The organism is Allobranchiibius sp. GilTou38, assembly GCF_017565325.1.
Classification (GTDB): domain Bacteria; phylum Actinomycetota; class Actinomycetes; order Actinomycetales; family Dermatophilaceae; genus Allobranchiibius; species Allobranchiibius huperziae.
Map to the genome: position 1 here is coordinate 1 of NZ_JAGEKN010000008.1, position 23679 is coordinate 23679.

At 68.1% G+C, this 23679-nt stretch carries 21 protein-coding genes and 1 pseudogene; 10 read left to right on the plus strand and 12 right to left on the minus strand.

Features of this window, described 5'->3' with window-relative positions:
• From JOB34_RS11545 to JOB34_RS11565, 5 genes and pseudogenes are all read left to right on the plus strand, one after another.
• Nucleotides 1-809 (plus strand): annotated as a pseudogene (locus JOB34_RS11545) (hypothetical protein); the annotation flags it as partial.
• Nucleotides 810-855: 46 nt separating this feature from the next.
• On the plus strand, nt 856-2397 hold the full coding sequence (locus tag JOB34_RS11550) for a lipopolysaccharide biosynthesis protein (RefSeq protein WP_347813840.1): 1542 nt from the start codon (nt 856-858) through the stop codon (nt 2395-2397).
• Nucleotides 2398-2419: 22 nt separating this feature from the next.
• Nucleotides 2420-3913 (plus strand): polysaccharide biosynthesis tyrosine autokinase, encoded by a 1494-nt coding sequence (locus tag JOB34_RS11555; protein WP_208052873.1) that lies wholly within the window; start codon nt 2420-2422, stop codon nt 3911-3913.
• A gap of 1 nt (nt 3914) precedes the next feature.
• Entirely contained in the window at nt 3915-4589 is a 675-nt protein-coding gene (locus JOB34_RS11560) for a hypothetical protein (protein ID WP_179482305.1), read from the plus strand.
• 12 nt (nt 4590-4601) lie between these two features.
• Nucleotides 4602-5933, plus strand: coding sequence for a hypothetical protein (locus JOB34_RS11565; RefSeq protein WP_208052874.1), 1332 nt, complete (start codon nt 4602-4604; stop codon nt 5931-5933).
• Nucleotides 5934-5964: 31 nt separating this feature from the next.
• Here the strand turns inward: JOB34_RS11565 and JOB34_RS11570 are convergent, their stop codons facing one another.
• The 9 genes from JOB34_RS11570 to JOB34_RS11610 all read right to left on the minus strand — a co-directional run bounded on the left by JOB34_RS11570 (nt 5965) and on the right by JOB34_RS11610 (nt 15030).
• A complete protein-coding gene (locus JOB34_RS11570) occupies nt 5965-6918 on the minus strand; it encodes a glycosyltransferase (protein WP_208052875.1) in 954 nt (317 codons plus the stop codon).
• 50 nt (nt 6919-6968) lie between these two features.
• The gene (locus JOB34_RS11575) at nt 6969-8054 is read right to left on the minus strand and encodes a glycosyltransferase (RefSeq protein WP_208052876.1); all 1086 of its coding nucleotides are present in this window, start codon (nt 8052-8054) and stop codon (nt 6969-6971) included.
• Nucleotides 8030-9418 (minus strand): phenylacetate--CoA ligase family protein, encoded by a 1389-nt coding sequence (locus tag JOB34_RS11580; RefSeq protein WP_208052877.1) that lies wholly within the window; start codon nt 9416-9418, stop codon nt 8030-8032. Before JOB34_RS11580 ends, JOB34_RS11575 begins: the two co-directional genes overlap by 25 nt.
• A gap of 2 nt (nt 9419-9420) precedes the next feature.
• The gene (locus JOB34_RS11585) at nt 9421-10323 is read right to left on the minus strand and encodes a hypothetical protein (RefSeq protein WP_208052878.1); all 903 of its coding nucleotides are present in this window, start codon (nt 10321-10323) and stop codon (nt 9421-9423) included.
• The gene (locus JOB34_RS11590; RefSeq protein ID WP_208052879.1) at nt 10320-11423 is read right to left on the minus strand and encodes a Gfo/Idh/MocA family oxidoreductase; all 1104 of its coding nucleotides are present in this window, start codon (nt 11421-11423) and stop codon (nt 10320-10322) included. Before JOB34_RS11590 ends, JOB34_RS11585 begins: the two co-directional genes overlap by 4 nt.
• Nucleotides 11420-12595, minus strand: coding sequence for a DUF1972 domain-containing protein (locus JOB34_RS11595; RefSeq protein ID WP_208052880.1), 1176 nt, complete (start codon nt 12593-12595; stop codon nt 11420-11422). The genes JOB34_RS11590 and JOB34_RS11595 overlap by 4 nt, the downstream gene beginning before the upstream one ends.
• Nucleotides 12592-13785, minus strand: a complete 1194-nt coding sequence (locus tag JOB34_RS11600) for a glycosyltransferase family 4 protein (protein WP_208052881.1) — start codon at nt 13783-13785, stop codon at nt 12592-12594. The genes JOB34_RS11595 and JOB34_RS11600 overlap by 4 nt, the downstream gene beginning before the upstream one ends.
• Entirely contained in the window at nt 13782-14525 is a 744-nt protein-coding gene (locus tag JOB34_RS11605) for a CDP-alcohol phosphatidyltransferase family protein (RefSeq protein WP_208052882.1), read from the minus strand. Before JOB34_RS11605 ends, JOB34_RS11600 begins: the two co-directional genes overlap by 4 nt.
• A 67-nt stretch (nt 14526-14592) precedes the next feature.
• Entirely contained in the window at nt 14593-15030 is a 438-nt protein-coding gene (locus tag JOB34_RS11610; protein WP_208052883.1) for an adenylyltransferase/cytidyltransferase family protein, read from the minus strand.
• A gap of 650 nt (nt 15031-15680) precedes the next feature.
• Here JOB34_RS11610 and JOB34_RS11615 point away from each other — a divergent pair.
• The 3 genes from JOB34_RS11615 to JOB34_RS17900 all read left to right on the plus strand — a co-directional run bounded on the left by JOB34_RS11615 (nt 15681) and on the right by JOB34_RS17900 (nt 19279).
• Nucleotides 15681-16487, plus strand: coding sequence for a hypothetical protein (locus tag JOB34_RS11615; protein ID WP_208052884.1), 807 nt, complete (start codon nt 15681-15683; stop codon nt 16485-16487).
• Complete coding sequence (locus JOB34_RS11620; protein WP_208052885.1) at nt 16487-18031, plus strand: hypothetical protein; 1545 nt, start codon at nt 16487-16489, stop codon at nt 18029-18031. The genes JOB34_RS11615 and JOB34_RS11620 overlap by 1 nt, the downstream gene beginning before the upstream one ends.
• 285 nt (nt 18032-18316) lie before the next feature.
• Nucleotides 18317-19279, plus strand: a complete 963-nt coding sequence (locus JOB34_RS17900) for a hypothetical protein (RefSeq protein ID WP_179482283.1) — start codon at nt 18317-18319, stop codon at nt 19277-19279.
• Here JOB34_RS17900 and JOB34_RS11630 read toward each other — a convergent pair.
• From JOB34_RS11630 to JOB34_RS11640, 3 genes are all read right to left on the minus strand, one after another.
• Complete coding sequence (locus JOB34_RS11630) at nt 19269-20768, minus strand: peptidase S10 (protein ID WP_208052886.1); 1500 nt, start codon at nt 20766-20768, stop codon at nt 19269-19271. The genes JOB34_RS17900 and JOB34_RS11630 overlap by 11 nt on opposite strands.
• A gap of 39 nt (nt 20769-20807) precedes the next feature.
• Nucleotides 20808-21239, minus strand: a complete 432-nt coding sequence (locus JOB34_RS11635) for a hypothetical protein (protein ID WP_208052887.1) — start codon at nt 21237-21239, stop codon at nt 20808-20810.
• A gap of 105 nt (nt 21240-21344) precedes the next feature.
• Entirely contained in the window at nt 21345-22517 is a 1173-nt protein-coding gene (locus JOB34_RS11640; RefSeq protein ID WP_208052888.1) for an FAD/NAD(P)-binding oxidoreductase, read from the minus strand.
• Between the two features lie 114 nt (nt 22518-22631).
• Between JOB34_RS11640 and JOB34_RS11645 the strand changes: the two genes are divergently transcribed.
• Complete coding sequence (locus JOB34_RS11645) at nt 22632-22880, plus strand: DUF3775 domain-containing protein (RefSeq protein WP_179482275.1); 249 nt, start codon at nt 22632-22634, stop codon at nt 22878-22880.
• 11 nt (nt 22881-22891) lie between these two features.
• Nucleotides 22892-23668, plus strand: a complete 777-nt coding sequence (locus JOB34_RS11650) for an exodeoxyribonuclease III (protein ID WP_208052889.1) — start codon at nt 22892-22894, stop codon at nt 23666-23668.
• Nucleotides 23669-23679 lie beyond the last annotated feature (11 nt).

Genomic DNA, 23679 nt, shown 5'->3' on the forward strand with positions numbered 1-23679 from the left:
AGGGTGCGACCAACTCCGTGTCCCACGCCGTGACCGTCGCCCAGGCGGCACCCACCACCCTCGCGGCGGACGACTTCGGTCGCACGGTCGCCAGTGGGTGGGGTTCTCTGGACAACGGCGGGGCGTGGAGCTCCAGCGGCTCGGGGCTGTCGGTCGGCGGCGGGGTCGGGCGGATGAAGATCACCCAGGCCGGAACCGGTCCGAGCGCGTACGCCAATGCGGTCTCGACGACTCAGTCGGATGTACGCGTGCAGTTCTCCTCCGACACCATGCAGAGCACGGGAAGCCTGTACGTGTACGTTCTCGGCCGGCGGGTCGCGGGCGTGGGTGACTACCGGGCGAAGGTGTGGATCAGGAACGACGGCCAGGTGTTCCTCGCGATCAGTCGGATGGCGGGCACCACCGAAGTGGCGACCGTCCCGCTTCAGGCGATCTCCGGTCTGACGGCTTCACCCGGCAAGACCTTCGATGTGCGCTTCGACGCAACGGGCACCACCCCCACCACACTGCGGGCGAAGGTCTGGGCCGACGGCACCCCGGAACCGAGCACGTGGCAGGTGCAGGCGACGGATTCCACGGCAGGGTTGCAGACAGCCGGCAGTCCGGGTCTTGCCGCTTACCTCTCCGGTAACGCGACCACCGTCCCGGTCACCGTCTCGTTCGACGGTCTGCGGGTCTACGACGCGACCACGGTCAACCAGCAGGCCCTGAAGGCGATGGCCAAGGGCGTGAAGATGCAGTGGCTGCAGACCGTCACCAAGGAGAACGCGAAGAAGCTCCACGCGATCTCGAAGTGGAACGATTCATGAACCGACGTGGGATGTACCACCGAGACGGGATCGCAGGCAGTCGCCAGTGACCGGGGTCAGTGAGCTCCCTCCTCCTGAGGTCGACGAGGAGGAGGGAGGTGATTACGAGACGAGGGTCCCTTCCCAGGGGCTGGGCGAACGCGCGGCACGAGGCGCCATCGTCACTGTGGGCGGACAGGTCGTCCGCATCCTGATCCAGATGGCCGGGGTCGTCGCCCTGGCCCGGATCCTCAGTCCCCGCGACTACGGTCTGCTCGCCATGGTGGTCGCCATCGTGGGGGTGGCCGAGATCTTCCGTGATTTCGGTCTGTCCTACGCGGCGGTCCAGGCGCGGACCCTGTCGGCCGGGCAACGCACCAACCTGTTCTGGATCAATACGGGTCTGGGTGGGTCACTCACCGTCGTCATCATCGCCGGGGCGCCGTTGATCGCACTGATCTACGGCCAGCCCGAACTGCGGCGGATCGCCATGGTGCTGTCGTTCGTCTTCCTGTTCGACGGTCTGGCGACCCAGTACCGCGCTGACCTGAATCGGAACATGCGATTCGGCGTCCTGGCCGCGACCGACGTCGTCTCGGTGATGCTGGCGGCCGCCCTCGCCGTGCTGCTCGCGGTGTGGGGGGCCGGCTACTGGGCCCTGGTCGCCCAACAGCTGGGGCAGGCGGTGATCGGACTCATGATCGTCGTCGGCGTCTCGCGGTGGATCCCCGGCAAACCGTCGCGTCACGAACCAATGAGGCACCTGCTGCGTTTCGGGTGGCATTACGTCAGCGCCCAGCTCATCCAGTACGTAGGCAGCAACGCCGACTCCTTCATCATCGGGACGCGGTTCGGGGCAAGACCGCTCGGTCTGTACAACCGGGGATTCCAGCTCCTGATGGCTCCTCTCGGCCAGGTGCGTTCACCGACCACCAGCGTCGCGCTCCCGGTGCTGTCGCGGCTGCGGGACGATTCGGTTCGGCACGACCGATATGTGCTTCGCGGCCAACTGGCCCTCGGCTACCTGCTCGTCCTTCCCATCGCGTTCCTGGCCGGAGCGGCGAGGCCGGTCATCGTCTTAGTCCTCGGAGACCGATGGAGCGGGGTCGTCCCGATCTTCCGGATGCTCGCCGTCGCGGGCGCTGTCCAGACGTTCTCCTTCGCCTGCTTCTGGATCTACCTGTCGCGGGAGATCACCGGCCAGCTCGTCAAGCTCTCGTACGTCGAAACGGGAATTCGTATCGCGTGCCTGGTGATCGGCAGCAGGTGGGGCGTGGTGGGCGTCGCGACCGGGTACGCCGTCTCCGCTGCCATCAAGTGGCCGTTCTCGCTCTGGTTCGCCGCACGCAAGACGCAGTGTCCGGTCCGCGCGATGGTCCGTGACGCAACGCGCGTGACCGCGATGGCTGTCCTGTGCGGCGCAGCCGGCTTCGTCACCTGCTCGGTGGTGCCGTTGGCGCCCCTGACACAGATCTTGTTGAGCGCCTGCGCGTGCGTGGCCGCCATCGCGGGCGCGGCGGCTCTCGCGCCGGCCGTGCGCCGCGACGTCGAGGACATCGTTCACACCGTTCAGTCGGTTGTTCGCCGGAAGGGGAAGTTAGCGCAATGAATGTCGAAGGGGACTGTTCGCGATGACGATTCACACCTATGCCCAGATCGTTCGACGGCGTTGGCGCATCATGCTGGGCCTGCTCGCCACGTGTGTGATCGCTGCGCTGCTGTGGTCGGTGACGACGACACCTATGTACCGTTCCAGCGCCAGCGTGTACTTCTCGCTGTCGTACGGGAACAGCGCGGTCGATCTGTCGCAGGGGTCGTCCTACACGCAGGCCCAGATGGAGTCGTACGCGATGCTCGCGACCAGCCCCCGGGTACTGGGGGAGGTTGCGACGATGCTCCCGTTCCCGGCGACCGAGGCGCAGCTCGCTCGTGAAGTGTCCACGAGTGTCGCCGCAGGCACGGTGATCATCCACATCAGTGCGTCCGACCGGTCTCCACAGCACGCGGCGGCGATCGCGAACAAGGTCACCGACGTCCTGGGTGTGACCGCGAAAAGCCTGTCGCCAAAGGACTCTCGCGGGCGCCCGACAGTGGACGTCTACGCGGTCGGTGCGGCGCGGGTCCCCACGAAACCGGCCGTGCCGGCGACGAAACGGAACATCGCGGCCGGCTTCCTCGGTGGCCTGATCCTCGCCTTCGCGATCGGGGTGCTGCGGGACAAGCTCGACGACAAGGTGCGGTGCGCCGCCGATCTCAGCGAGGTCGTCGACAAGCCGGTGCTCGGCGAGGTGACGATGCCACGGCGGTCTCGGTGGTCCGGAGGAGCTCAGCTGCCGGTGCGCGACGTTCCGTTGAGTGGGCGTGCGGAGTCGTACCGCAAGTTGAGGACGAACCTGAGGTTCATGCAGGTCGGGAGCGGGCACAGTTCGGTGGTCATCACCTCGAGCGAGGAATCGGAGGGGAAGACGACAACGGCGCTCAACCTCGCTTTCGCGTGCGCCGAGGCCGGCGACCGAGTCCTCCTGATCGACGCCGACCTGCGCAAACCGGCGGTGGCGCAACGACTCGGCATTGAAGGGAGCGCCGGCCTCTCGTCCATCCTGTCCGGGCTGTCCGCCTTCGAGGACGTCGTACAGCCGTCGGGCGCCGACAACAAGCTGTTCGTGCTGCCCTCCGGCGCCGTGCCCCCGAACCCCGGGCAGCTGTTGAGCTCGCCGCAGATGGCGGTGCTCGTGCAATGTCTGGCCGACGACTACGACATCGTGATCCTGGACTGTCCGCCGCTCGGCCCCGTGACCGACGCTGCTCTGATCGCCCACCTCACCTCCGGGGCGGTGCTCGTGGCGGGTGCGGGATCCGTCTCGCAGTCGAGGCTGGCCGAGAGCGTCCGTGCGCTGGAGCAAGGGGGCGCCAAACTGCTCGGGGTGGTCCTGGCGAGGAAGCGCTTCCGGTCAGGTCGTGACCGCACGTACGGCGGCGCGGAATCGAGCCGGCACACCACGGCGGTACCTCAGGCGGATGCACCCGAACTGGACTCGCCCGAGCTTCCTGTCGAGCTCGTCGGGAAGCCGAGCGTCCGCACGGGCGCGACCGTGCAGGCAAGTGTCCGCAGGGGGGTGAGATGACGTGGCGAGCGACTGCTTCAAGGTCCTGGTGGTGTGCACCGCGAACATCTGCAGGTCTCCCGCCACAGCGCTGCTGCTGAGGTCGTCGTTGCAGGATGCGCTCGCGATCTCGGTAGTGAGTGCGGGCACCCGTGCGCTGAAGGGTTCCGAGATGGTCGCGGCCATGCAACAGAAGCTTCCTGCGGATCTGTCGGACGGCGCAGCAACCTTCCGCTCGACCAGGCTGACCGCCGCGATGTTGCTGGAGGCCGACCTCATTCTCGTGATGACGCGCGTGCACCGCTCGGAAGTCGTCTCCATGTGTCCCTCGGTCGTGCGAAAGGTCTTCACGGTGCCGGAGTTCGCACGTCTCTTGGATGATGCGCTGACGTACCGCAGCTCGTGCCGCTCGAACAGCTGCGGTGCGACACCGTCCGACGCTCTTCGGCAGTTGCGTGAGGACGCCTCCCGCGCACGAGGCGCGGTCCGGGCCCCCGGAAGGGACGACGACATCCAGGACCCAGCGCGCATGTCGCGCCGTGAGTGCAGGAAGGTGCTCGAGCGGATCGCGCGGAGTGTGGAGCCGATCGCCCGAGCCTTCGAGCAGGTGACCGAGCGCCACGACCGAGAGCCTCTGCTCGTCAGCAGCACGGACGTCAGCTGCGTGGAGTGTTCGCCGATCTACAACGGCGTCTGAGGTCGGTCCGACGTGTCGCACAGCACAGCATTCCCCCGGGGCCGCGTGGACGAGCCGCGAGGGGAGACGGACGCCCCGGCGGGGCCGACACAGGGCGGGGCGGGCTCGAACGCCGGTTTCGAACGTGACACCGGGATCGTCAACAGGACCGTCCTCATCGAGCAGGTCCTTGCGGTGCTCTGCCTCTTCCTGCTGGGACTGCGGCTGACGGTGCATTACGGGGTCACCAGTGGGGACGTGCTCGCATTCCTCCTGCTTCCGCTGTCACTCCCCACGCTCGGCCGGTACTGGGGAGCCAAATGGGCGCTCGCGTGCGGAATGGCCGCCATGGTCGCTGGGTTGTTCCTCAGCCGATCGACTGCGGTCGACCATGTCGTGGTGGGCCGTGCACAGATCGCTGCGGCTGCCCTTCTGGGGGGGATCCTCCTCGGGGTGTGCACCGTCCTCTGGGCGCGGACCATCCTGCCGTTGTGGCTGGTGGGGCTGTGCTTCGGTCTGGGCAGTTTGATGAGCGTGCCGAGGATGACCTTCGTCTACTCGACGGGGTCGTGGAAGTTCGGCTACGCGACCCCCGTGACCATCGTGGTGCTCAGCATCGCCGTGGCCACGCGCATGAAGTGGCCCCAACTCGCAGCGCTCGTTGGTCTGATGGCGGTCGCTGCGGGCACCGACTCCAGGTCACTCTTCGCGACGTACATCGTGACCGGCGCCCTCCTCTTGTGCGCGGGTCGATACACGTGGGGGGACGACCTTCGCGCGTCATTCGCGAAGGCCGGTCTGCTCGTCGTCGTTCTGGCAGCGATCCTGACTCTCGGCCAGACTCTGATCCTCCGGGGGTATCTGGGAGCCGAGACCGAGCAGCGCACCGTCCTGCAACTCAACCGTTCAGGATCGCTGCTCCTGGGCGGCCGTCCCGAGCTGGTGGGTTTCAAGAGCCTGCTGATGGAGCATCCGCTCGGCTACGGAATGGGCGTCCAGCCCAACATGCACGACATCTCGATCGCCGAGAACGCCATGCAAGCCATCGGTGCGGACCCGCGGCTCGGCGGTCTCGACAAGTACATGTTCTATTCGGGTCAGTTCGAACTGCACAGCATCACGGCTGATCTGTGGGCGCCTTACGGGATCCTCGGGTTGGTCCTCGCAGGAATCATCGCGGTCGTCGCTCTCCGCTTCCTGACGGCGGCCATCTCCGGGAGCCGGGTCAATGCGCTGGTGCTGTTCCTCTCGTGTGTCACTGTCTGGGACCTGCTGGGCACGCCCCTGTGGACAGCAGCGCCGACGCTGACGCTGCTCCTGGGCAGCGCTCCGGTGGTGGCGCGCGCACGTCGCGAACAACCATGACGCGTGCTAGCCGGCTGCAAGCCCGGGGTCGTCAGTTGGATGCGTCAGATCGTGCGTACTGCTCGAACCGACGTCCGCAGGCTCCGGCGATCATGCCCATCCCGCGGAACGACGCACCCGACCCTTGCGCCTGAAGACGCTTCCTCCGACACACGTAGCCGATGGCTGCTCGCGGCATCCCCCTGCCGATGAGAGAGCACCCTGCCGCGAGCCGGTAGGCGGTCACGTACGCCCGTCGCCACGGACCCGCCGCGAGACGCACGTCGATCAGGCTCTGCAGATTGCCCTGTGACCACGCTCGGCGAAGTACCCACGACCTCGTCAGACGTTCGGCCGGGATGACGTCCTCGACCGCCGACTCGGCACACCAGATGATCTGCAGTCCCTGCTGAACAAGGCGCCTGCCCAGCAGGCTGTCCTCACCGCCCGTTCTGCCGAAGGGCTCCTCGAAACGAAGACCCGAGGAGCGCAGCTGCCGTAGGTCGATCAGGAGGTTTCCCGCGGCGGCGGTCGGCATACGCGTGCCCGAGGCCCGGACCGGGCGGTCGAAGAACCCGCCCGCGATCAACCACGTCTCAGGGGGAGAGGCATATCGGGGGAGGACCCGTCCCGGAACAGCCACCGGGCGATGGACCGCCCATGTGTCGACCAACGCGGGCAACCACCCCGGAAGCGGTCGTTCGTCGTCGTCGATGAACACCAGGAGATCCGCTCCGGCCGCTTCGTCGACCGCGCGGTTGCGGGCAGCTGCGATCCCCGGATCCGGCTCGCACACATAGCGCACGTCCAGGCCCAGCTCCTCGACGACGGGACCGGCCGACCCCGACGGATCGTTGTCGACGACGAGGACGGACGCCGAGATCGGTCCTGGCGCGGCGGCGGTCAGAGACTCGACATGTCTGGCGACCTCGGGGAGATGTCTGCGCAACTCCTCACAGCGGCGGAAGGTGAGTACCGCGACCACGAGAGTGAGAGGGCGATGCACCGGTCCTGCTTCTCGGCTGGTGCGAAGATCGGTGTGCTGTTCGGTCGTGCTCATCGCAGGCCCGGGCGCATGGAACGAGGACCCCCGTTGACGATGGATGCGGCGTGACGGTAGGCATCCTCGTGAAGGGCCGCGGAGAGGTCCCACTCACGGGTCTCCAGCCGTGGGCGACCCGTCGGCGGATTCGCGCGCAGCGCCTCGAGTGCGTCGATCAGGTCCGTACCCGTGAGGTTGCCGGCGTAGAGGTGGACCCAGCCGGCGCCGACCTCCGACTGCAGATCGCGGTTGACCGCGTTGTCCTGGATCAGCACGGGACGGTCCAGTGACAATGCGGCCAGCGCGCTTCCGGAATTGTGCATCTCCGGATGCGGCAGGACCACCATCTCCGCTTCTGTGATCGCGGTGACGAGGTCGGGGTTCTCCAGGAAGCCGGGGGCGAAGCGGATCCGAGGATCTGTGCTGACCAGTTGTTCCAGGTCCGCGCCGAGCGCCGGCGTCGACGGTTTGCCGGCGACGGTCAGACTCAGGGCGGGATCGGTCGTCTCCTGGAACGCCCGCACGAGACCGTCCACCCCCTTGTACCGCCGGATCATTCCGAAGTAGGCGAAGTGTCCGGTCCGTGCCGTGCTGCGGGGATAACGGTCGTACCACGGCCGGTAGTGGCCATGGGGGATGACATGTCGAGCACGTGCGTGGGGTACCGGGGTGTGCTCGTTGAGGCAGATGCCGAGCACGGTCTGATGCTCGAAGGCGTGCAGCAGCAGGGTTTCTCGACGCGAGATCCCCTGGGGCAGACCGATGTTGTGCACCGTGCGTACGACGGCCGTACGACGCGCCTTCCACTTGACCAGGAGCAGTGCGAACAGGGCCTGTCGAGCAACCGATCTGAGCGGGGTGCGGCCCTGCAGCATCGCCTCCGGCCAGTGGGCGTGGAAGACCTCGTGCCGTCCCAGCAGCGCTTCTCTCCATGAGAAGTACCGATAGTCGATGGCGTCACGTGCCTCGACACTCTGGGCGAGCAGAATGTTGTAGGGATTGGTGGTCGGGAGCGGTCGGGGCCCGGATTGCAGCACCGTCAACGGTGTCGAGGTCGAGTCCCGCACCAGCTCCGCTACCGCGCGTCGCTGGTCACGCATCTGACTTTCCCACCCGCGTGAGGTATCCGGTCGACGAGCACGACGGCGACCTTCACCTGGTGATCGAGGAGCTCTCGAAGGTTCGACGCGACCACCTGGATGTCGCGCGCCGAGTCGGGCCGGTGCGCCGATACGCATCGCAGCACCACGGAGCGGTCGGAGATCTGATGTATCTGGAACTGTCGGACCGCGCCGGGGTGTCGGCTGAAGATCTGCGCGAGGCCCTCACCTGCCACGACCTGCCCACCGGGCAGACGCAACGCGTCGGTCTGGCGCCCGCTGATGGGCTGGATCCGAGGGAGCGTGACACCGCACGCGCACGGGGCGTCGATCGCAGCGGTTCGGTCACCGAGTCGATAACGAATGAGCGGGAACACCCTGTTGTTGAGGTCGGTGACGACGGTGTCACCCACGGTGCCCGCGGCCACGGGGACGCCGGTCGCGTCGAGAAGCTCGAGTTTGCGGACGTCGGCGAAGACGTGCAGTCCCTCATGGGCGGCACACTCACCCGCGATCCAGGGCACCTCCGATGACCGGTAGTGGTCGTAGACGGGTGCGTCGAACGCCTCCGAGATGGTGGCTCGCTGGGGGTCGGTCAGCGGGGCCGCGGTCGTGGCGACTGCGCGCGGCTGATGGACACGGATGTCCCGCGCGAGGAGCTCGGCGGCTACTTCGCTGATCGCACCGGCGTAGCCGATCAACAAGGAAGGCTTGACCGACTGCCATTGCGAGAGGAACTGCGCGATCGTCTCCTCGTTCATCCGGAACGCGTCGAGCTGGAACCGTATGGACGGCCACCAGGACGCCGCATGGCGGAGCCGATCCTTCTGGGATTTCGTGTGGCGTTGCACGATCGCAATATCCACGGACGGGTCCAAGCCCCACCAGTGGAACAACTGCCACTCCAGGGCCCGCGCCGGCACCCGCACATCACGCAGAATCCGCAGGGGTTCTCCCGTGCTGCCGCCGGTGACGTTCAGCGCCGTGTTCGCGCTGATGGCCTCATCCGTCCGGAAGTCGGCGAAGCGCTCGCGGACGTCCTCCTTGCCGATGGTGGGCAGTTGGCAGAAGGCTGCAGGGTCTCGCAGGTCCCCGACGGAGAATCCCGCGGACCGGTAGAGGTCGCGGTAGAAGCGCGAGTGCTGCATGGCGAACGAAGCCTGCGCGATCGCCCGCTGATCCTGCAGCGTCTGCAGCGCCTCCGGATCCATCCGCTCATGCGCCAGGTGCTCGCGGTAGGCAGTCCGTGTAGCGCGCAGGACGGTCGCCGCCTTCACGTCGAACGCCGGCCTCCTGAGCGGCTCGGGATGCAGCAGCCCGTGGCCCCGCGCCCGAGGCGACGCGAATGCAGTGCCCGCAGCCATGGTCAGCAGAACTCCGCAACGAGTTCGGCGGTCTGGGCGATGTTCGCCCGACTCGATGCTCCGAAGACGATGGACTCGATCTGCGGCTGGCTGCACACCCACTCCAGGGCCTCACGCGGCGGGATCGCGCCGGACGCGAAGACCGACATCGCGACCGCACGGAACTGCCGGTCGCGCAGTGCGGCCTGGTACTCCTCGATCCCGCCCGACATGCGGAATCCGAGCTTGTTGATGTTCGAGCAGACGATGGGGTTGACCAGGCCGATGTCGTCGAACATGTCCAGCGCGCGCGGCAGGTTCATCGTGATGTAGCCGGGTTCGGCGCCGTACCGGGTGCGTACGTGCTCATCGAAGATCGAGAAGGCGTCCTTGAAGTCGAGTCCGAGGAGTAGATCGACGACGACGTTCTGCAGCCAGATCACCGGGGTGCGAACACCTCGGAAGGCTGCCATCTCGGCGTCGACGAGCAGCGTGATGATGCCCTCGACATCCTTGGTCGCGAGTGCGCGGCCACCCCGGAACGCGGCGTTGAACAGACCCTCCTCGGGCAGGAACCGGCGGATCGCCCCGAGCATCCCGTCCTCGGTGACGGCATCGGCGTACTTGTGCGCATACGGCATGCACGGGTAGAACGTGAAGTCTGCGTAGCGCTCGGGGTTTGCGCGCACGTGGGCGCAGATCTCGCCGATCCGGTCGTGCGTGGTGCACATGAAGGTGTCGATGCCTTCGTCACATGCCGCATCGAGGACCCGGACGATGGAATCGAGGTTCTGGAAGCGCATCGCCTGCTGGCGCGCCTTCTCCTCCGACATGTGGTTCACGCCGAAGAACTGGTTGTCCCCGAAGAGCAGTCGCGGCATCCGGTCGGTCCGGTGGGCGAGGGAAGGGGCGATCTGTGTCGTCATGGCTGCTTCCGGAAGATGCGTCGCTTCATGCGATCGGCGGTCGTTGCTGGGGTCGGTTGCGCAGGGCGCAACTCGCGCAGGGAGGTCCCGACGGCGGCATCCTGCGAGATGAGCTCGAGGGCACGGTCGGTGACCGCGGCGCTCTGGAACGTGTTGACGCCTTCGACCTTGCCTGCCCGGGCGCGCTGCACGAAGTAGTCCAGCTGCGCGCTGTACTCCTCCCCGCGCAGATAGAACCACGTCGGGTCGGTCAACTCGGTGGTGTACTTGGTGTTCCAGCCGTGTTGATAGCCGGGCGGGGGCTCGACGGTGTCGCGCAGGTAGACCTGGCATTCCTGACGGTCGGCCTGGATGCGGCCGGCCGTACCCCAGATCGTCACCTTCGTGGTCATCTTGCGACAGGACTCGTCCGACCAGTTGACGCTGATCTGGCTGCTCACTCCCTCCTCGAAGTACATGGTCGCGAGCACCTCGTCCTCCGTGTGGTCGGAGAAGACGCGCCGCAGCTGGGAGCCGCCGACGCCGACCGGTGCGCCGAGATACCACGTCAGCAGATCGATCGGGTGCGCCGCGTAGTCGTAGAGGCAGCCGCCGCCCTCGGACTTACGGCTGCGCCAGGTCGACCCCTTCGCCCTGAGGACGACGGGCCCGTACGCCTCCGCCAGGACGTGGGTGACCTGTCCGATCGCTTTGGCGTCGAGGAGATTTCGTACTTCCTGGAACGCCCCGACGAACTTGTTGTGGTAGCCGACCTGGGTCACCAGCCCACGTTCGTCGGCGAGTTCGCCCAAGGCGACGGATTCGGCCGATGTCAGGCAGAGCGGCTTCTCGCAGAACACGTGCAGGTCCCGTTCCAGCGCGGCACGGACCATCGGCTCGTGCATGCGGGTCGGGGTGGCGATGAGGACCGCGTCCAGCTCGACCGTGTCCAGCATGGTCTCGTAGTCGCTGAATCTCTGCATGCCGGTGTACTTCCCGAGGACGTCCAGCAGGTAGCCGGCCGAGTCGACGATGCCCACGACCTCGACATCCGGATGCGCATTGATCATCGACAGGTGGGACAACCCCATCTTGCCGAGTCCGACGACACCGATCTTCATGTTCCTACTCCTGCTCTCGTCCTGGCGGATGTGTCATGGGACGTCGCGAACTGCCGCAGGACGGCCTCGTACTGGCCGGCGACGTGCTCCCAGGTGAACTCACGGGCGTGCCGGGCTCGGCTCGCCGCCGACAGCGACTCGCGCAGGTCGGCTGAGTCGAGCAGCTCGGTGATGCAGCTGCTCGCCGACTCGACGTCGTCGAAGTAGAGCGCACCGTCACCTGCTACCCAACGGTTGTACGGATTGTCGTGCGCCACAACGGGATTGCCCACTGCCATGGCCTCGACCAACGACGGGTTCGTGCCACCGACCGTGTGCCCGTGCAGGTAGATCGCGCTGTGCAGGCGAAGTGCTGCGACCTGCGTCGGCTCGTAGATCGCACCGACGAAGCGCACCTCGTCGCTCGCTGCGTCCATCACGGCCCGGTGGTAGGGATCGGTGTCGGGTGTGTAGTTGCCGAAGATCGCCAACTGATGTCCGCGGGACTTCGCCGAGAACGCCTGCACCAGCTCGAGGATCGAGTTCTCCGGGATCGGGCGGCAGATCAAGGTGAGGTAGTTGCCGGGCGTCAGCCCCATATCGAGCACGGGCTCGGTCGATGCCTTGCTGACCCGGTGGGCGCCGTAGGTGATCGTCGAGATCTTGCGTGCCGGCGCCTTGCGCTCGAGGTAGTCGTTGATGCAGGGGTGGTCGGCGATGAGGTGATCGCCCACGGCGCACGCGATGCGCTCGTTCGTGTAGAGGATCGCCCGGCGCAGCTTCCCCCACCGGGCACGGGACCACTCGATGCCGTCCATGTTGATGACGTTGGGGATGCCACGAATCCGTTGCAGCACGTTGAAGATCGCGGTGTTGTACCCGAACGTCAGACACACGTCACGATGGCGTGCCGCGTGCCTTACGGTGATCCAGTCGAAGGTCGAGGTGCCGAGCCATCCGTCGCGGTCGACCGGCACGGTGACGCGTTCGATGCCGCGCCAGACGTCCTCCCGGATCGGGCCTACGCCCTGCTCCTGGCAGTAGACGACCACCCGCCACCCGTGGGCGTGGAGGTAGAGCGCTACGTTCTCCGCTGCGGTCTCGAATCCGCCGTACGCGGCGGGGATTCCATGCGTCCCCAGAATCCGGACCGTCGGCGGCGATACCGCTCCGGCTGCTGTCGTATGACTCATGCGCCACGCACGACCTCTCGTGGTCGGGTGGACGCGACGTGCCTGTGCGCTTGGCGGCGATCACGGCACAGGCCCCCGATGAGGTCGGCGACCTCGGTGCCGTAGCGGTCGACCGTGAACCGATCGAGAGCGCAGACCCTCGCCCTCTCGGCCAGCGACGTCGCCAGACCCGGGTCATCCATCAGGCGAGCCGCCGAGGCAGCCATCGCATCGGCCTGCCCTGGGGGGACCAACAGGCCCGTCGCCTCGTGCTGGACAGTTTCGAGGTGTCCCATCGCGGCGGCAGCGATGACCGGCCGACACGCGAATTGCGCTTCGACCACAGCGTTTCCGAAGGGTTCGCGCAGGGACGGCGCGAGGACGGCGTGCGATCGGGCGAGTGCCGGCCAGACGGGTGAGACGTATCCGGAGAAGGTCACGGAGCCTGCGAGGTCGTCGTCCTCAGCGCGGGCGCGGAGCTCGTCCTCGTACCACTCGTACCCGGCGAACGGCGTCCCGCAGACTTCCAGGCGGACGTCGCGTCCGGCACGACGCAATTGAGCCACAGCCTCCAGTGCGATATGAGGCGCCTTGCGCGGCGACAGGCGCCCGATGACGACCAGCCGGAACGGCCGTGGTTCCGGTGCGGCGGTGGGCTCGGCGGATGGCTGGGGGACACCGTTGTAGATCAGGTGTGTCCGTCGCCTCAGCGCCGGCACGTCGCGAACGGTCGCATCCACCACCGACGGACTGATGGCGATGAGCGAATTGGCAGCGAGCAGTGGTGTGTTCAGTGCGACTCTGATCGCTCGGCGATCCTCCGCCTCCGCTTCGTGCACGTGGCAGACCACACCGACCCGGCCGGATCGCGCCGCGGTGATCCACCAGGGGATGGTGACCGTGTTCACGTAGACGGCGTCGGGAGCAACGGACTTCAAGAGGCGCCGCATGCCCGGCAGGGACCGCGCGGCGTCGACTCCCAGAGCGAGGATCCCGGCGGCGGACATGTTCGATCGGCGCACCACGGGGAAGGAAAGGAACTCGACCTCCGCGCCGCGCTCTGTGAGGAGCGGCACCAACGGTCCGTCGTCGGGGATGGCCACGACCACACGCCAGCCTCGGCCGCGCATCGCCGAGACGGTCTGGAGCATCTGCAGGTCCGAGCCGTAGACATCCGCCGAAGGGTTCGCGATGAGCAGGGTCGGCGTCATGCGGGCGCACCCGAAGTCTCGGGGTGCGACAACGCGCGGAACCACTTCGCCAGGCCGGCTGCCAGATACGCGATGTTCGCCACCAGCAGTAGTCCGTACACCCAGAGGAAGAGCTGGTGCTGCCCGATGAGCACGAAGGTCAGGAGCAGTACGCCGTAGTCGGTGGGCGCGACGAGCAGACTGCGCAGGACGGGTGCCGCAGCATCCTTCGCCGGCGCGGTGCCCCGCACTCGATGCAGCTGGTCGTTGAGGATGATCACGAAGAACAGCACGCTGGCGACCCAGGTCCACACCAACGGGACGAGCAGCTCACGGGCAGAGTCGCCGGCGCGATAGAAGGACACCAGTACCGCGAGGTGCAGCGCGCAGATCTTCCCGCTGTCGACCACGTGGTCCAGCCATTCGCCGGCGGGCGAGCCGCCGCCGCGGAGCCGGGCCAGCTGGCCGTCGGCGGAGTCGAACGCGTACCCGATGGCCAGGCACAGGGTCACCACGATACCGAGAGCCGTTGTCGGTGAACCGAACACGAGCAATGCGATACCCGCCAGCGACCACCCCGCGCTGATCAGCGTGACGGCATTGGGCGTGAGGTGGCAGTGGTATGCGACCGCGGCGATCAGGCGGCCCGCCTTGCGATTGACGAACCGGGAGTAGGCCGGTGCACCCTTGGAGGTCTTCTGCGCACCGGAGAGCCGCTGGATCGTCTGGCGCAGGGATTCATCGGGGGTGCGGCTTGTCACCGGGCTGCGCTGTGCGACGGACACTCAGCTCGCCCCGTCCGGTGTGACCGAGGTGCTCGCCGCTGCCTCACGACGCGGCATGGTGCAACGCCTCCCGCAGCAACGTGCTCGATGTGTGGATCGTGTACGGCAGGTAGCACACGGTCACTCCGACCGCAGCGAAATCCTGCTCGAGCCGGTCGCCCTTCGCGGTACCACGCCAGTCGTCGCCCTTGAAGATGACGTCGAACGGATGCTCGCGCCAGGTGTCCAACTTGCGCGGGACGGTCTCGATGATCGCCTCGTCGACGAAGACGATGTGCTGGATGATCTCCAGCCGTTCTGATGTCGGGACGACCGGGGCCCGCCCCTTGGCCCGCTCGGCCATCTCGTCGGAGACGACTCCCGCGATCAAGTAATCACACCGCTCGCGGGCTCGCCGCAGGATGTTGAGGTGACCGACATGGAAGAGGTCGTACACCCCTGGCGCATAGCCAACGCAACCCCTCACGCCGACTCCTCTCATAGGTCGCCCGTCCTGTGCCGGGTGGCCGTGTGGCGAGCAGACTAGGGAGCCTTCCAATACGGCGCCGAGCTGTTGCGAGCGCGAAAGAACCCCTGCAAAAAATCGGCAATACCCCCACCTCTCCGTCAGGAGGGGGTCATCATCTCGTTGGGATTGTCCGGTAGGCCGAAAGGGCGCCCGTCGGCTCGCTGACCTGCGGTAACACACACTTGACGCTGCCCGGCAGCGGTAAGTGCTAGTCAACAAAAGGTAAATTAAACGTAAACGCTTGACCAGGAAAAGGTAAGGGCTTACGTTCGCAGCCAGTAAAGACCTGAAGAAGCCGAGCCACCTGGGGGCGGCGATCTTCCTCTCATGAAACGCACCGGCCTTCCGGCTCGGTGCGCCAGATCAGTGCGCCACGACCACATGGGCCGCGGCGCTATTCCCTTTCGGGACCTTCCAAGGGGCACCCATTGTCAGAGCATCAGCCGCACGCGGGTTACGGGCGGGAGACTCCGCAGTTCACGGCCGAACGGCGCCGCGTCCTCGTTACGGGCGCCGAGGGCGCCGCCGGACGTGTCCTGGTGGAGCAACTGGCCACCCGAGGACTGCAAGTGCACTGCGCCGACAGCCGGCCGATGTGCCTTCCGTCAGCGGTGTGCCATCTCATGCCCGAGCCGACGAACCCCGGCTTCCTGCCCGCTCTTGCCCGGATCGTGCAGCGCTACGGCATCGACCTCGTCATACCCGCGAGCAGTGACGCCCTGCCGGCGATCTCGGTCGGTCGACTGTCACTCGGCGTCGATGTCGTCGTCCCGGGCCCCGGGCCCACCGGTACGGCGCACGACCGGTTGCTGACCGCGTGGAGCCTGCGGTCACATGGAGTGGGGGTTCCCGATTTCGGCGTCCCGAGCGACTTCGCCGACGCCGAGGATGCGCTAGACGCGATGGGCGGGCAGCTGACGCTGCGCTCCCGATGGGCCAGCGGAGCGCGAGCGGCGACGGTCCTCAACGGCTCGGACGACGTGGACTGGTCGGCCATGAGCGATGACTGGTTCGTGCAACGGTTCGTCCCCGGACCGGCGTACTCCGTCGTCCTCTATCGGCCGCTGGACGGCAAGGGCCGGCTCTCGACGGTGTTGGAGGAGTCCGTCCGAGACGACACGGCGACCACGATGACTCTGGTCGGGGACGATCACGCCGTCGGGGTGGAGGGAGTCGCACGGGCCGCGGTCCGCGCTCTCGGCCTGACCGGCCCCCTCGAGGTGGGAGTCCGGCGCGGCGCGGACGGACTGCCCATGGTGCTCGATGTGCAGGCGTGCTTCGGGCCGCACAGTGGCCTGAACCCGGAGATGCTCGACGCGGTCCTGCGGGATCACCCCGCGCCGCCGTCGTCCGGCGTACGCCGGCACGGAACTGTTCCGGGTGCGCCCGTCGAGCTGCGAAGTCGCACGGCTCGCGTCGAGGGGGCGTGATGAGCTGGGTTCCGGGGCGTGGCCGTCCGGTCGCCATGCCGTATGACAGAACACCGCTGCGTGGGCGCAGCGTCGACCCGCAGGCGCGCATCGCGTGGCTGCTGAGGCTCAGCAGGCTTGCGACGGTGCCGGGCCCGGCAGGGAAGTTCCTCGAGATGCTTCGAGCGCAGGGTTGTCACCTGGGCCCCAGCACCCTGTGCCGTTACGAGACCGGGGCCGAACGTGTCCCGCTCTCGGTGGTCCGTGCCTACGAAGCGGCGTTGAGCCTGCCTGCCGGACATCTTGTCGGGGTCGTGTGCGGCATCGACCGGATGTTCGGCCCGGCGCTCGCACCGGAAGCGCACGCACCGATGTCGCGTGTGCAGCTCGGCGCGGCCCTCGGCGACTGGGAGACCAGGGTGCCCGCCGGCGCCATGCTCGGGACCGACTGGATGCAGGTGGCCGACGTCATCACGCGACCGACGGGGCCGGTGCTCCCGCCGTCGGTGCTGAACAGTTGGGTGGATCAACTGCTCTCCGAGGCGATGCGATCGGTGCACCACGCATCGACGACTCGACTGCACACCGTGGGGTCGCTGCTGGCCGATGGCGACGCGAGTCGGATTCTGCTCGACTCGGTCGAGCGCGTCTCCTCCGAGCAGGGAGCCCGGGGTTCCGCCCGGGTCGTGGCCGTCCTCGGCACCAGTGCCGACCCTGCCGTGCTCCGCTGGCTGGTGGGCCTCTTCGAGCGATCCGAGGGCGAGCAGCAGTGGGGTGCGGCATACGGTCTGCTCAACTCGATCTGCCGCGGCACGCTCCCCGGGGACCTTGTCCCCGACCTCAGTCGCGCGATCACCCATGCCGCGAGCGATGGGATGGATCGCGGCCGACCCGCGTTCATGCTCGCGCAGCGTCTGTCGGCGACCCTCACCCAGCAGGTCGTGGCCAGGCTGGGGCGCTACCCGGCACCGACCGCTGCGGGTGCTCGGGTGCAGAGCCCGGCCGCTCTCAGCAGCTACCGGCTTGCCGCATTGCGGGAGTCGGGGCTGGACGACCCGATGTTGGATCGTCTCCTGCGCGAGGCGCTGTCTCCCGATTTCGTGGAACGCCAGGAGCATTCGCTGTTAATGCTGGCAGCCAGTCCCTACCGGGACGTCCTGGCCGACGTTGCCGTGCAGCAGATGGTCGACCCGGCCGAGCCGTATGCGGCGCAAGCGGCGGCACATGTGCTCACCTACCTCGCACGCCCCGGGCAGCAGCAGCAACTGGTCGAGCTCATGGTCACCTCTGGCGAGCGGTTCGCGCTGCTCCAGGCCCTCGCCCACGCCGGGTGCGTACCCGACGAGGTCGACCTGGCAGGCCTGGCGGACGACCCGGTGCTGGCACCGGCGGCAGTGTTCGCCGCGGGGATGAGCAACCATCCCGATCTGCAATGGTTCCGCACCAATCCGAGCCTCGCCGGCAGCGAAGTGCAGTACATGGCCGAGTGGTGGGGGCGCACAGGGCCCGCCATCACCGACGTCACGCCGGCGCCGGGCAGCGGCCACCTGGGTCTGGCCGGGTGATCACGTGCCGGCCGGGTCCGTGGTCCATCCGGCTGGACCCGACGGCTGCGCATGGTGACCGGTTTCCTCGGGCGAGAGTGCCTCGGCGGTGACCGCTCGATGAACGCTCGACTAGCGGACGCCTAAGAGCCCGATTCGACTGGCATTGGTATATTTTTGGTCTGGTCGCGGTCAAGAGATGCGGCGTTGCGGTCTGAACATCAGCTGAATCCGCATTGAAAGAATTCTGTGTGGTAAAGAGAAAGTTCTAGGAATTTCGGGATGAGTACGCAGGAGCCGACTCGCATGAAGCGCACGGGCCCGTCCCGGCGCGTCATCGCCGGGCACATCGCGTGGACGGTGCCGGTCATCGCCATCGGCGCTGCCGCACCCGCCGAGGCTGCAAGTCCGCCCGTCACCCTGACCCCCGCTGTGGGCTCGACCCAGTATTCGATCCCAGCGGGCACGACGAAATTGACGTACACGATCGTCGGCGCTGGTGGGGCCAACGCGAGTACGGCGGTGACCGGTGGTTCGGGGGCGACCATCTCGGGGACGATCACCCTGCCCGGTACCGCCACGACGATCACGGTGGTGGTCGGCGGTGTCGGTGGTGCCGCGGGTGTGGGCACGGGCGGTGCGGGGTACGGCAACGGCGGATCGACGTCGGCCGACCTCGGCCGTGGTGGTGGAGGCGGCACGGCGATCCTGGACTCCACCGGCAAGCCGTTCGTCGTCGCTGGTGGGGGCGGTGGCGCGGTGGCGGCATCCTCCAGTGGCTACAACGCAAGCGGCACCGCCGGTGGTAGCGCCACACCGAACCCGAACGCAGGTGGAACAGTCACCTTGACCCCGACCGCCGGTGGCACCGCCCTCACCGCGGTCGGCGGAGCGGCTCCGAGCGGCGCCACGGGTGGGGCCGGCGGAAACGGTGCCACCGGCACGGGAAGCCCCACCACTCGCTACAACGGCAACGCGGGTGGCAACAACGGCACCGGTGCGAACGGCGGCGGAAACGGCGGAACGGGTGTGACGATCCCGACATCGGCCTCCGGCGGCACGCGCGTCGTGGGCACAGGTGGTGGCGGCGGCGGATACGCAGGTGGCGGTAGCGGAGCCGGTGGCGCGGTGACTGGCACCAACTATGCCGCGTACGGCGGCGCCGGCGCTTCGGGCAGCAGCTACACAGCCGGCGCGGGCAACACGGTCACCAGCAGCGGCAGCGCGAACAACGCCGCTCAGAACGGGTCGGCCACCATCACCTACTGATTCGGGGGCCCCCGGAGGCCGAGCGGACGAACGCCGCCAGGTCGCGGCTCTGTTGCTCGCGGCTCGGCTGGTGGACGTACATCATGTGCCCCGCGTCGTAGAAGTGATGCTCGATGTTGTCCAGCCGTGACTGCGGCAGCCGTAGGTGGGCGACCGTCTGCTGCGCGGTGTAGTAGGGCGTCGCTCCGTCGTAGTAGCCGTAGGCGATCTGCACGCGCAGGTGCTCGTTGGCGCGCATCGCCCGCTCCAGCCGGTCGGCGACGTAGACGGAGCGGCCCTCGAACTCCTTGTAGCTCCAGTCCTCCAGCACTCCCTTACCGAAGACGCTGAACGGCGCATCGTCGGTATTGCGCAGCTCGGTGTGCGAATACTCCTGGTATGCCGCGGCGTACGGGCCCACGATTGCGTCCATCGACGGGTCGGCGTCCATGTGCTCGGCGATGCCGGAGGCGGCCGGACCCGTGAAGCGTGAGTCCAGCCGGCCCACGGTCAGGCCCTGGTCGCGCAGCAGCTCACCGAAGTAGCGCCAGTGCTCGATCCGCAGGTCGGCCCGGTCGACGTACCCCTCGGACAGACCGGTGAGGTCGGCGATCCGGCGTACGGCGTCAGCCCGTTCGTCGGCGGTGAGCCGGTTGCCGCGGGAGAGCGCCCACGGGTAGTCGCGGGCTGCGTACTCCTCGGCCTCGGTGAGCACGTCCTGCAACGAGCGGCCCGGGTGCTTGCCGTGCCGGTGCGCGGTGGCGGCGTAGAACGGCAGGTACATCACGTGGCCGCGGTCGTCGTGCCCGTCGAACTCGGCGGTGCCGAAGTCGAGCACGCTGGAGATGAGCATCAGACCGTTGAGGTACATGCCCATCTCGTCCTGCAGCAGCTGCGCGAGCCCGGCCGCACGGGTGGTGCCGTAGGACTCGCCCGCCAGGAACTTCGGCGACATCCAGCGGCCCTCCTTGGTGACCCACCGACGGATCACCTCGGCCACGGTCTCCAGGTCGCGCTTGAACGCGTGGAAGTCCTTGGGCTTGCCGCCCTCGACGACCCGCGAGCGACCCGTCGAGACGGGGTCGATGAAGACCAGGTCGCTGTCGATCAGCAGGGTCTCGGTGTTGTCGGCGAGGTCGTACGGCGGCGCGGCCAGCTCGCCGACGTCACCCATGACGACCCGGCGGGGGCCGAGCAGTCCCATGTGCAGCCAGAGGCTGGAGCTGCCAGGGCCGCCGTTGAACGCGAAGGTGACCGGCCGGGTGTGCGGGTCGGCGTCGTCGAGGGTGTACGCCGTGATCCCCACCTGGGCGCGGGCCACGTGCCCCTTCCACACGCCGTCCTCCACGGACTCCTCGCGCAGCACGACCCGCCCGGTCGTGGCCGTGTAGTGCAACGGTCCGCCGGGCAGGTCGAGGGTGTGACTGGTGTGGGTGAGGTGATCGCCCGGATCCGGTGCGGGTGCAGGCGAACTCGTCGGGGCGGTGTCGGCTTTGTCGGCGTCGGCCATCTCCGCAGCGTACGACGCCGGGCGGTCGTCAGGCGGTCGTCAGGCGGTCTCGCGTGCCACGCGGTGTGCCTGGTGCTCTGCGCGCCACGCGCGAAGGAAGAGGAATCCGGTGGCCAGGCCGATGATCAGGCCCGCGAGGCCGCGGCCGGTGGCGATGACGCCCTGCCCGCTGTGGAAGACGCCGGCGCAGATGACGACGAGCACTAGCGCGACGATCGCGATCAGCCACGACGGGGTCGAGATCGTGCGGGGGACCGCGAACGCGAGCAGGTTGCCGATCACCCATCCGACGAACGGCGCGATCAGCGTGGCCGTGAGGAAGGAGTCGGAGTTGACCGACAGGAAGGTGGCGCTGAGCAGCAGCAGGATGACGATGAACACCACGTCGGCGCCCGCCCAGAGCAGTGCCTCTTGGCGCGCGTTCAGGTCCGAGCTGGGGGCGGCCTTGGGTTCGGGCGAAACGTGAGTCATGCGGCGTTCTCCTCGATCATGAGCGGGGCACTCCACCACGGTGGCGCGGTTCGCCTGAGGTTACTGCAAAGTAGCGCGGCGTGGCGGCACGTCGAGACGCGCGTGCTAGAGCCGTCCGGGCAGGATCCCGTGCCAGTAGAGCTGCGGCTGCAGGTAGCGATCGAAGGCGAGCGTCCAGGGTCGTGGCCGGGCCAGGTCGCGCAGGCCGAACATCGGTGCCAGCCCGCCGTCGCGGTCGAACTCCGCCAGCAGCAGGTGCGACCTCGAGGTGGTGATGGGGGCGACGGAGTACCCGTCGTACTGGTGCAGCGGCTGCCCCATCCGGGCTGCGGCGATGTTGTAGGCGACCACGGGCACCTGCTTGCGCAGAGCCCCGCCGGACTTGCTGGAGTGGGTGTCGGCCGCATCGCCCAGTCCCCAGACGCGGCGGTGGCGCGGGTGCTGCAGGGTGCGTTCGTCGACGGTGACGAAGCTGCCGGCGCCGTCGCTCAGACCGGCAGCGGCGATCCACTCGGGAGCACGGTGCTCGGGGGTGAGATGCAGCAGGTCGTAGTGCAGCTCGCCGGCCGTCGTCTCCAGGATCTGCTGCTCCGCGCGGATAGCGCGCACGGAGGTGCCGGTGCGCACCTGCACGCCGTACCGCTGGGCCGCGCGCTCCAGCCGGCGGTCGATCTGCGGGATGCCGAACATGGTCGGCGACTCCACGAGCGCCACTACCTCGATGCGGTCCAGCACCCCGGTGCGTCGCCAGTAGTCGCACGCCAGGAAGAGGGGTTTGTAGGCGACCCCGCCGCACGGCACCGGCCGGTCGGGGACGGTGAAGACCGCGGTGCCGGAGCGCAGCCCGCGGATGAGCTCCCAGGTCTTCGGCGCCAGCTCCGGCAGGTAGTTGGTCGAGCCGTGCGCCTCGTCCATCGCCTCGCGCGAGCCCGGGAGAGCGTCCCAGTCGGGGCGGGCGCCGGGGCAGAGGACCAGGTCGCCGTACGCGATGCGGGTGCCGTCGGTCGTGGTGAGGTGGCCGGCGTCGGGATCGACCGAGGCGACGGCCTGGGTGTGCCAGGTGCAGCCGTCCGGGACGAGGGCGCTGCGGGGCCTGCGCGTCTGGGCCGTGGTGGCCATCCCCGCGCCGACGTAGGAGAGCAGCGGCTGGTAGACGTGGGTCCGGCTCGGGTCGAGCAGCGCCACGTCGCGGGCGCCGAGGCGCAACAGTTGGGCGGCCAGGGCGGTGCCGGCGTTGCCGGCCCCGACGATGACGACGTCGTGCGAGATCTCCTGCACCGTCTGCTCCTTCCGCGGGGCCGCGCCGGCGTGAGAGCTGTCGGCGTCCTTCACTACTGTCGCCGTACGTCCGCGCTCCGCGCGCGGCGCCCCCGGCGAAAGAGAGTCATGACCATGAGCGAGCACACCTCCGAAGAGCTCGACGCGGCACGCGAGGCCGCGCAGCAGGCGGTCGACACCGCCACGTCCTGGGACTACAGCGCGGGCGAGGCGAAGATCGCCGACAAGCTGCGCGAGGGTCTGGACGCGGCCGGCGTGACGCTGGAGCAGGACGAGTTCGACCGGCTGGTCGGTGAGATCGACGCGCTGGCTCAGGACGAGAACGCCGGCACGCCCACGGTGCGCGCGGCCCAGCCTCGCTGAGCGCCGCACTCTTGCGCCTGATCTCTGCCAACGTCAACGGCATTCGCGCCGCTCACCGCCGCGGCGGCCTGGCGTGGATCGCCGAGCAGCAGCCGGACGTCGTCGCGTTGCAGGAGGTGCGCGCCACTGACGCTCAGCTGCGCGTGGTGCTGGACGACGTGGGGATGGGCGACTGGTCGGTCGCGCACACCGAGGCGGCGGATGCCGGTCGCGCAGGGGTGGCGATCCTCGCACCGGTTCCGCTGACCGACGTCCGGGTCGGACTGCCCGGTTTCGAGCAGGCCGGCCGGTGGGTGCAGGCGCGCGTCGGTGACGTCACGGTGGCCTCGACTTACGTGCACACCGGTGAGGCGGGCAGTCCGCGCGAGGAGGAGAAGCTGGCCTTCCTGGACCGCATCGGTGAGCGGATGAGCGAGCTGGTGGCCGAGAAGGCTGTGCTGACAGGGGATCTCAACATCTGCCACACCGCACTGGACCTGCGCAACGTGAAGGGTAACGTCGGCAGGTCCGGCTATCTGCCGCAGGAGCAGGCGCACCTCGACCGGTGGGCGGCGGCCGGGTGGCGGGACGTCGTACGCGCGGACGCCGGCGCCGTGGACGGGCCGTACACGTGGTGGTCCTGGCGCGGCAAGGCATTCGACAACGACACCGGCTGGCGCATCGACTACCAGTGGGCGTCGCCGGTGATGGCCGCCGCGGTGACGGGGGTGCGGGTGGGGCGCGCGCCGTCGTACGCCGAGCGGTGGAGCGACCACGCGCCAGTCGTCGTCGACTACGGCGCGGGGTGAGATCGGCGCCC

Bases quoted from the DNA above. Each gene is read 5' to 3' on its own strand.
- JOB34_RS11630 (WP_208052886.1), bottom strand. From the start codon at position 20,768: ATGGCCGACGCCGACAAAGCCGACACCGCCCCGACGAGTTCGCCTGCA.
- JOB34_RS17900 (WP_179482283.1), top strand. From the start codon at position 18,317: ATGAAGCGCACGGGCCCGTCCCGGCGCGTCATCGCCGGGCACATCGCG.
- JOB34_RS11620 (WP_208052885.1), top strand. From the start codon at position 16,487: ATGAGCTGGGTTCCGGGGCGTGGCCGTCCGGTCGCCATGCCGTATGAC.
- JOB34_RS11615 (WP_208052884.1), top strand. From the start codon at position 15,681: ATGCCCGAGCCGACGAACCCCGGCTTCCTGCCCGCTCTTGCCCGGATC.
- JOB34_RS11635 (WP_208052887.1), bottom strand. From the start codon at position 21,239: ATGACTCACGTTTCGCCCGAACCCAAGGCCGCCCCCAGCTCGGACCTG.
- JOB34_RS11595 (WP_208052880.1), bottom strand. From the start codon at position 12,595: ATGAGTCATACGACAGCAGCCGGAGCGGTATCGCCGCCGACGGTCCGG.
- JOB34_RS11610 (WP_208052883.1), bottom strand. From the start codon at position 15,030: ATGAGAGGAGTCGGCGTGAGGGGTTGCGTTGGCTATGCGCCAGGGGTG.
- JOB34_RS11600 (WP_208052881.1), bottom strand. From the start codon at position 13,785: ATGACGCCGACCCTGCTCATCGCGAACCCTTCGGCGGATGTCTACGGC.
- JOB34_RS11580 (WP_208052877.1), bottom strand. From the start codon at position 9,418: ATGGCTGCGGGCACTGCATTCGCGTCGCCTCGGGCGCGGGGCCACGGG.
- JOB34_RS11555 (WP_208052873.1), top strand. From the start codon at position 2,420: ATGACGATTCACACCTATGCCCAGATCGTTCGACGGCGTTGGCGCATC.
- JOB34_RS11575 (WP_208052876.1), bottom strand. From the start codon at position 8,054: ATGCGTGACCAGCGACGCGCGGTAGCGGAGCTGGTGCGGGACTCGACC.
- JOB34_RS11585 (WP_208052878.1), bottom strand. From the start codon at position 10,323: ATGACGACACAGATCGCCCCTTCCCTCGCCCACCGGACCGACCGGATG.
- JOB34_RS11590 (WP_208052879.1), bottom strand. From the start codon at position 11,423: ATGAAGATCGGTGTCGTCGGACTCGGCAAGATGGGGTTGTCCCACCTG.
- JOB34_RS11645 (WP_179482275.1), top strand. From the start codon at position 22,632: ATGAGCGAGCACACCTCCGAAGAGCTCGACGCGGCACGCGAGGCCGCG.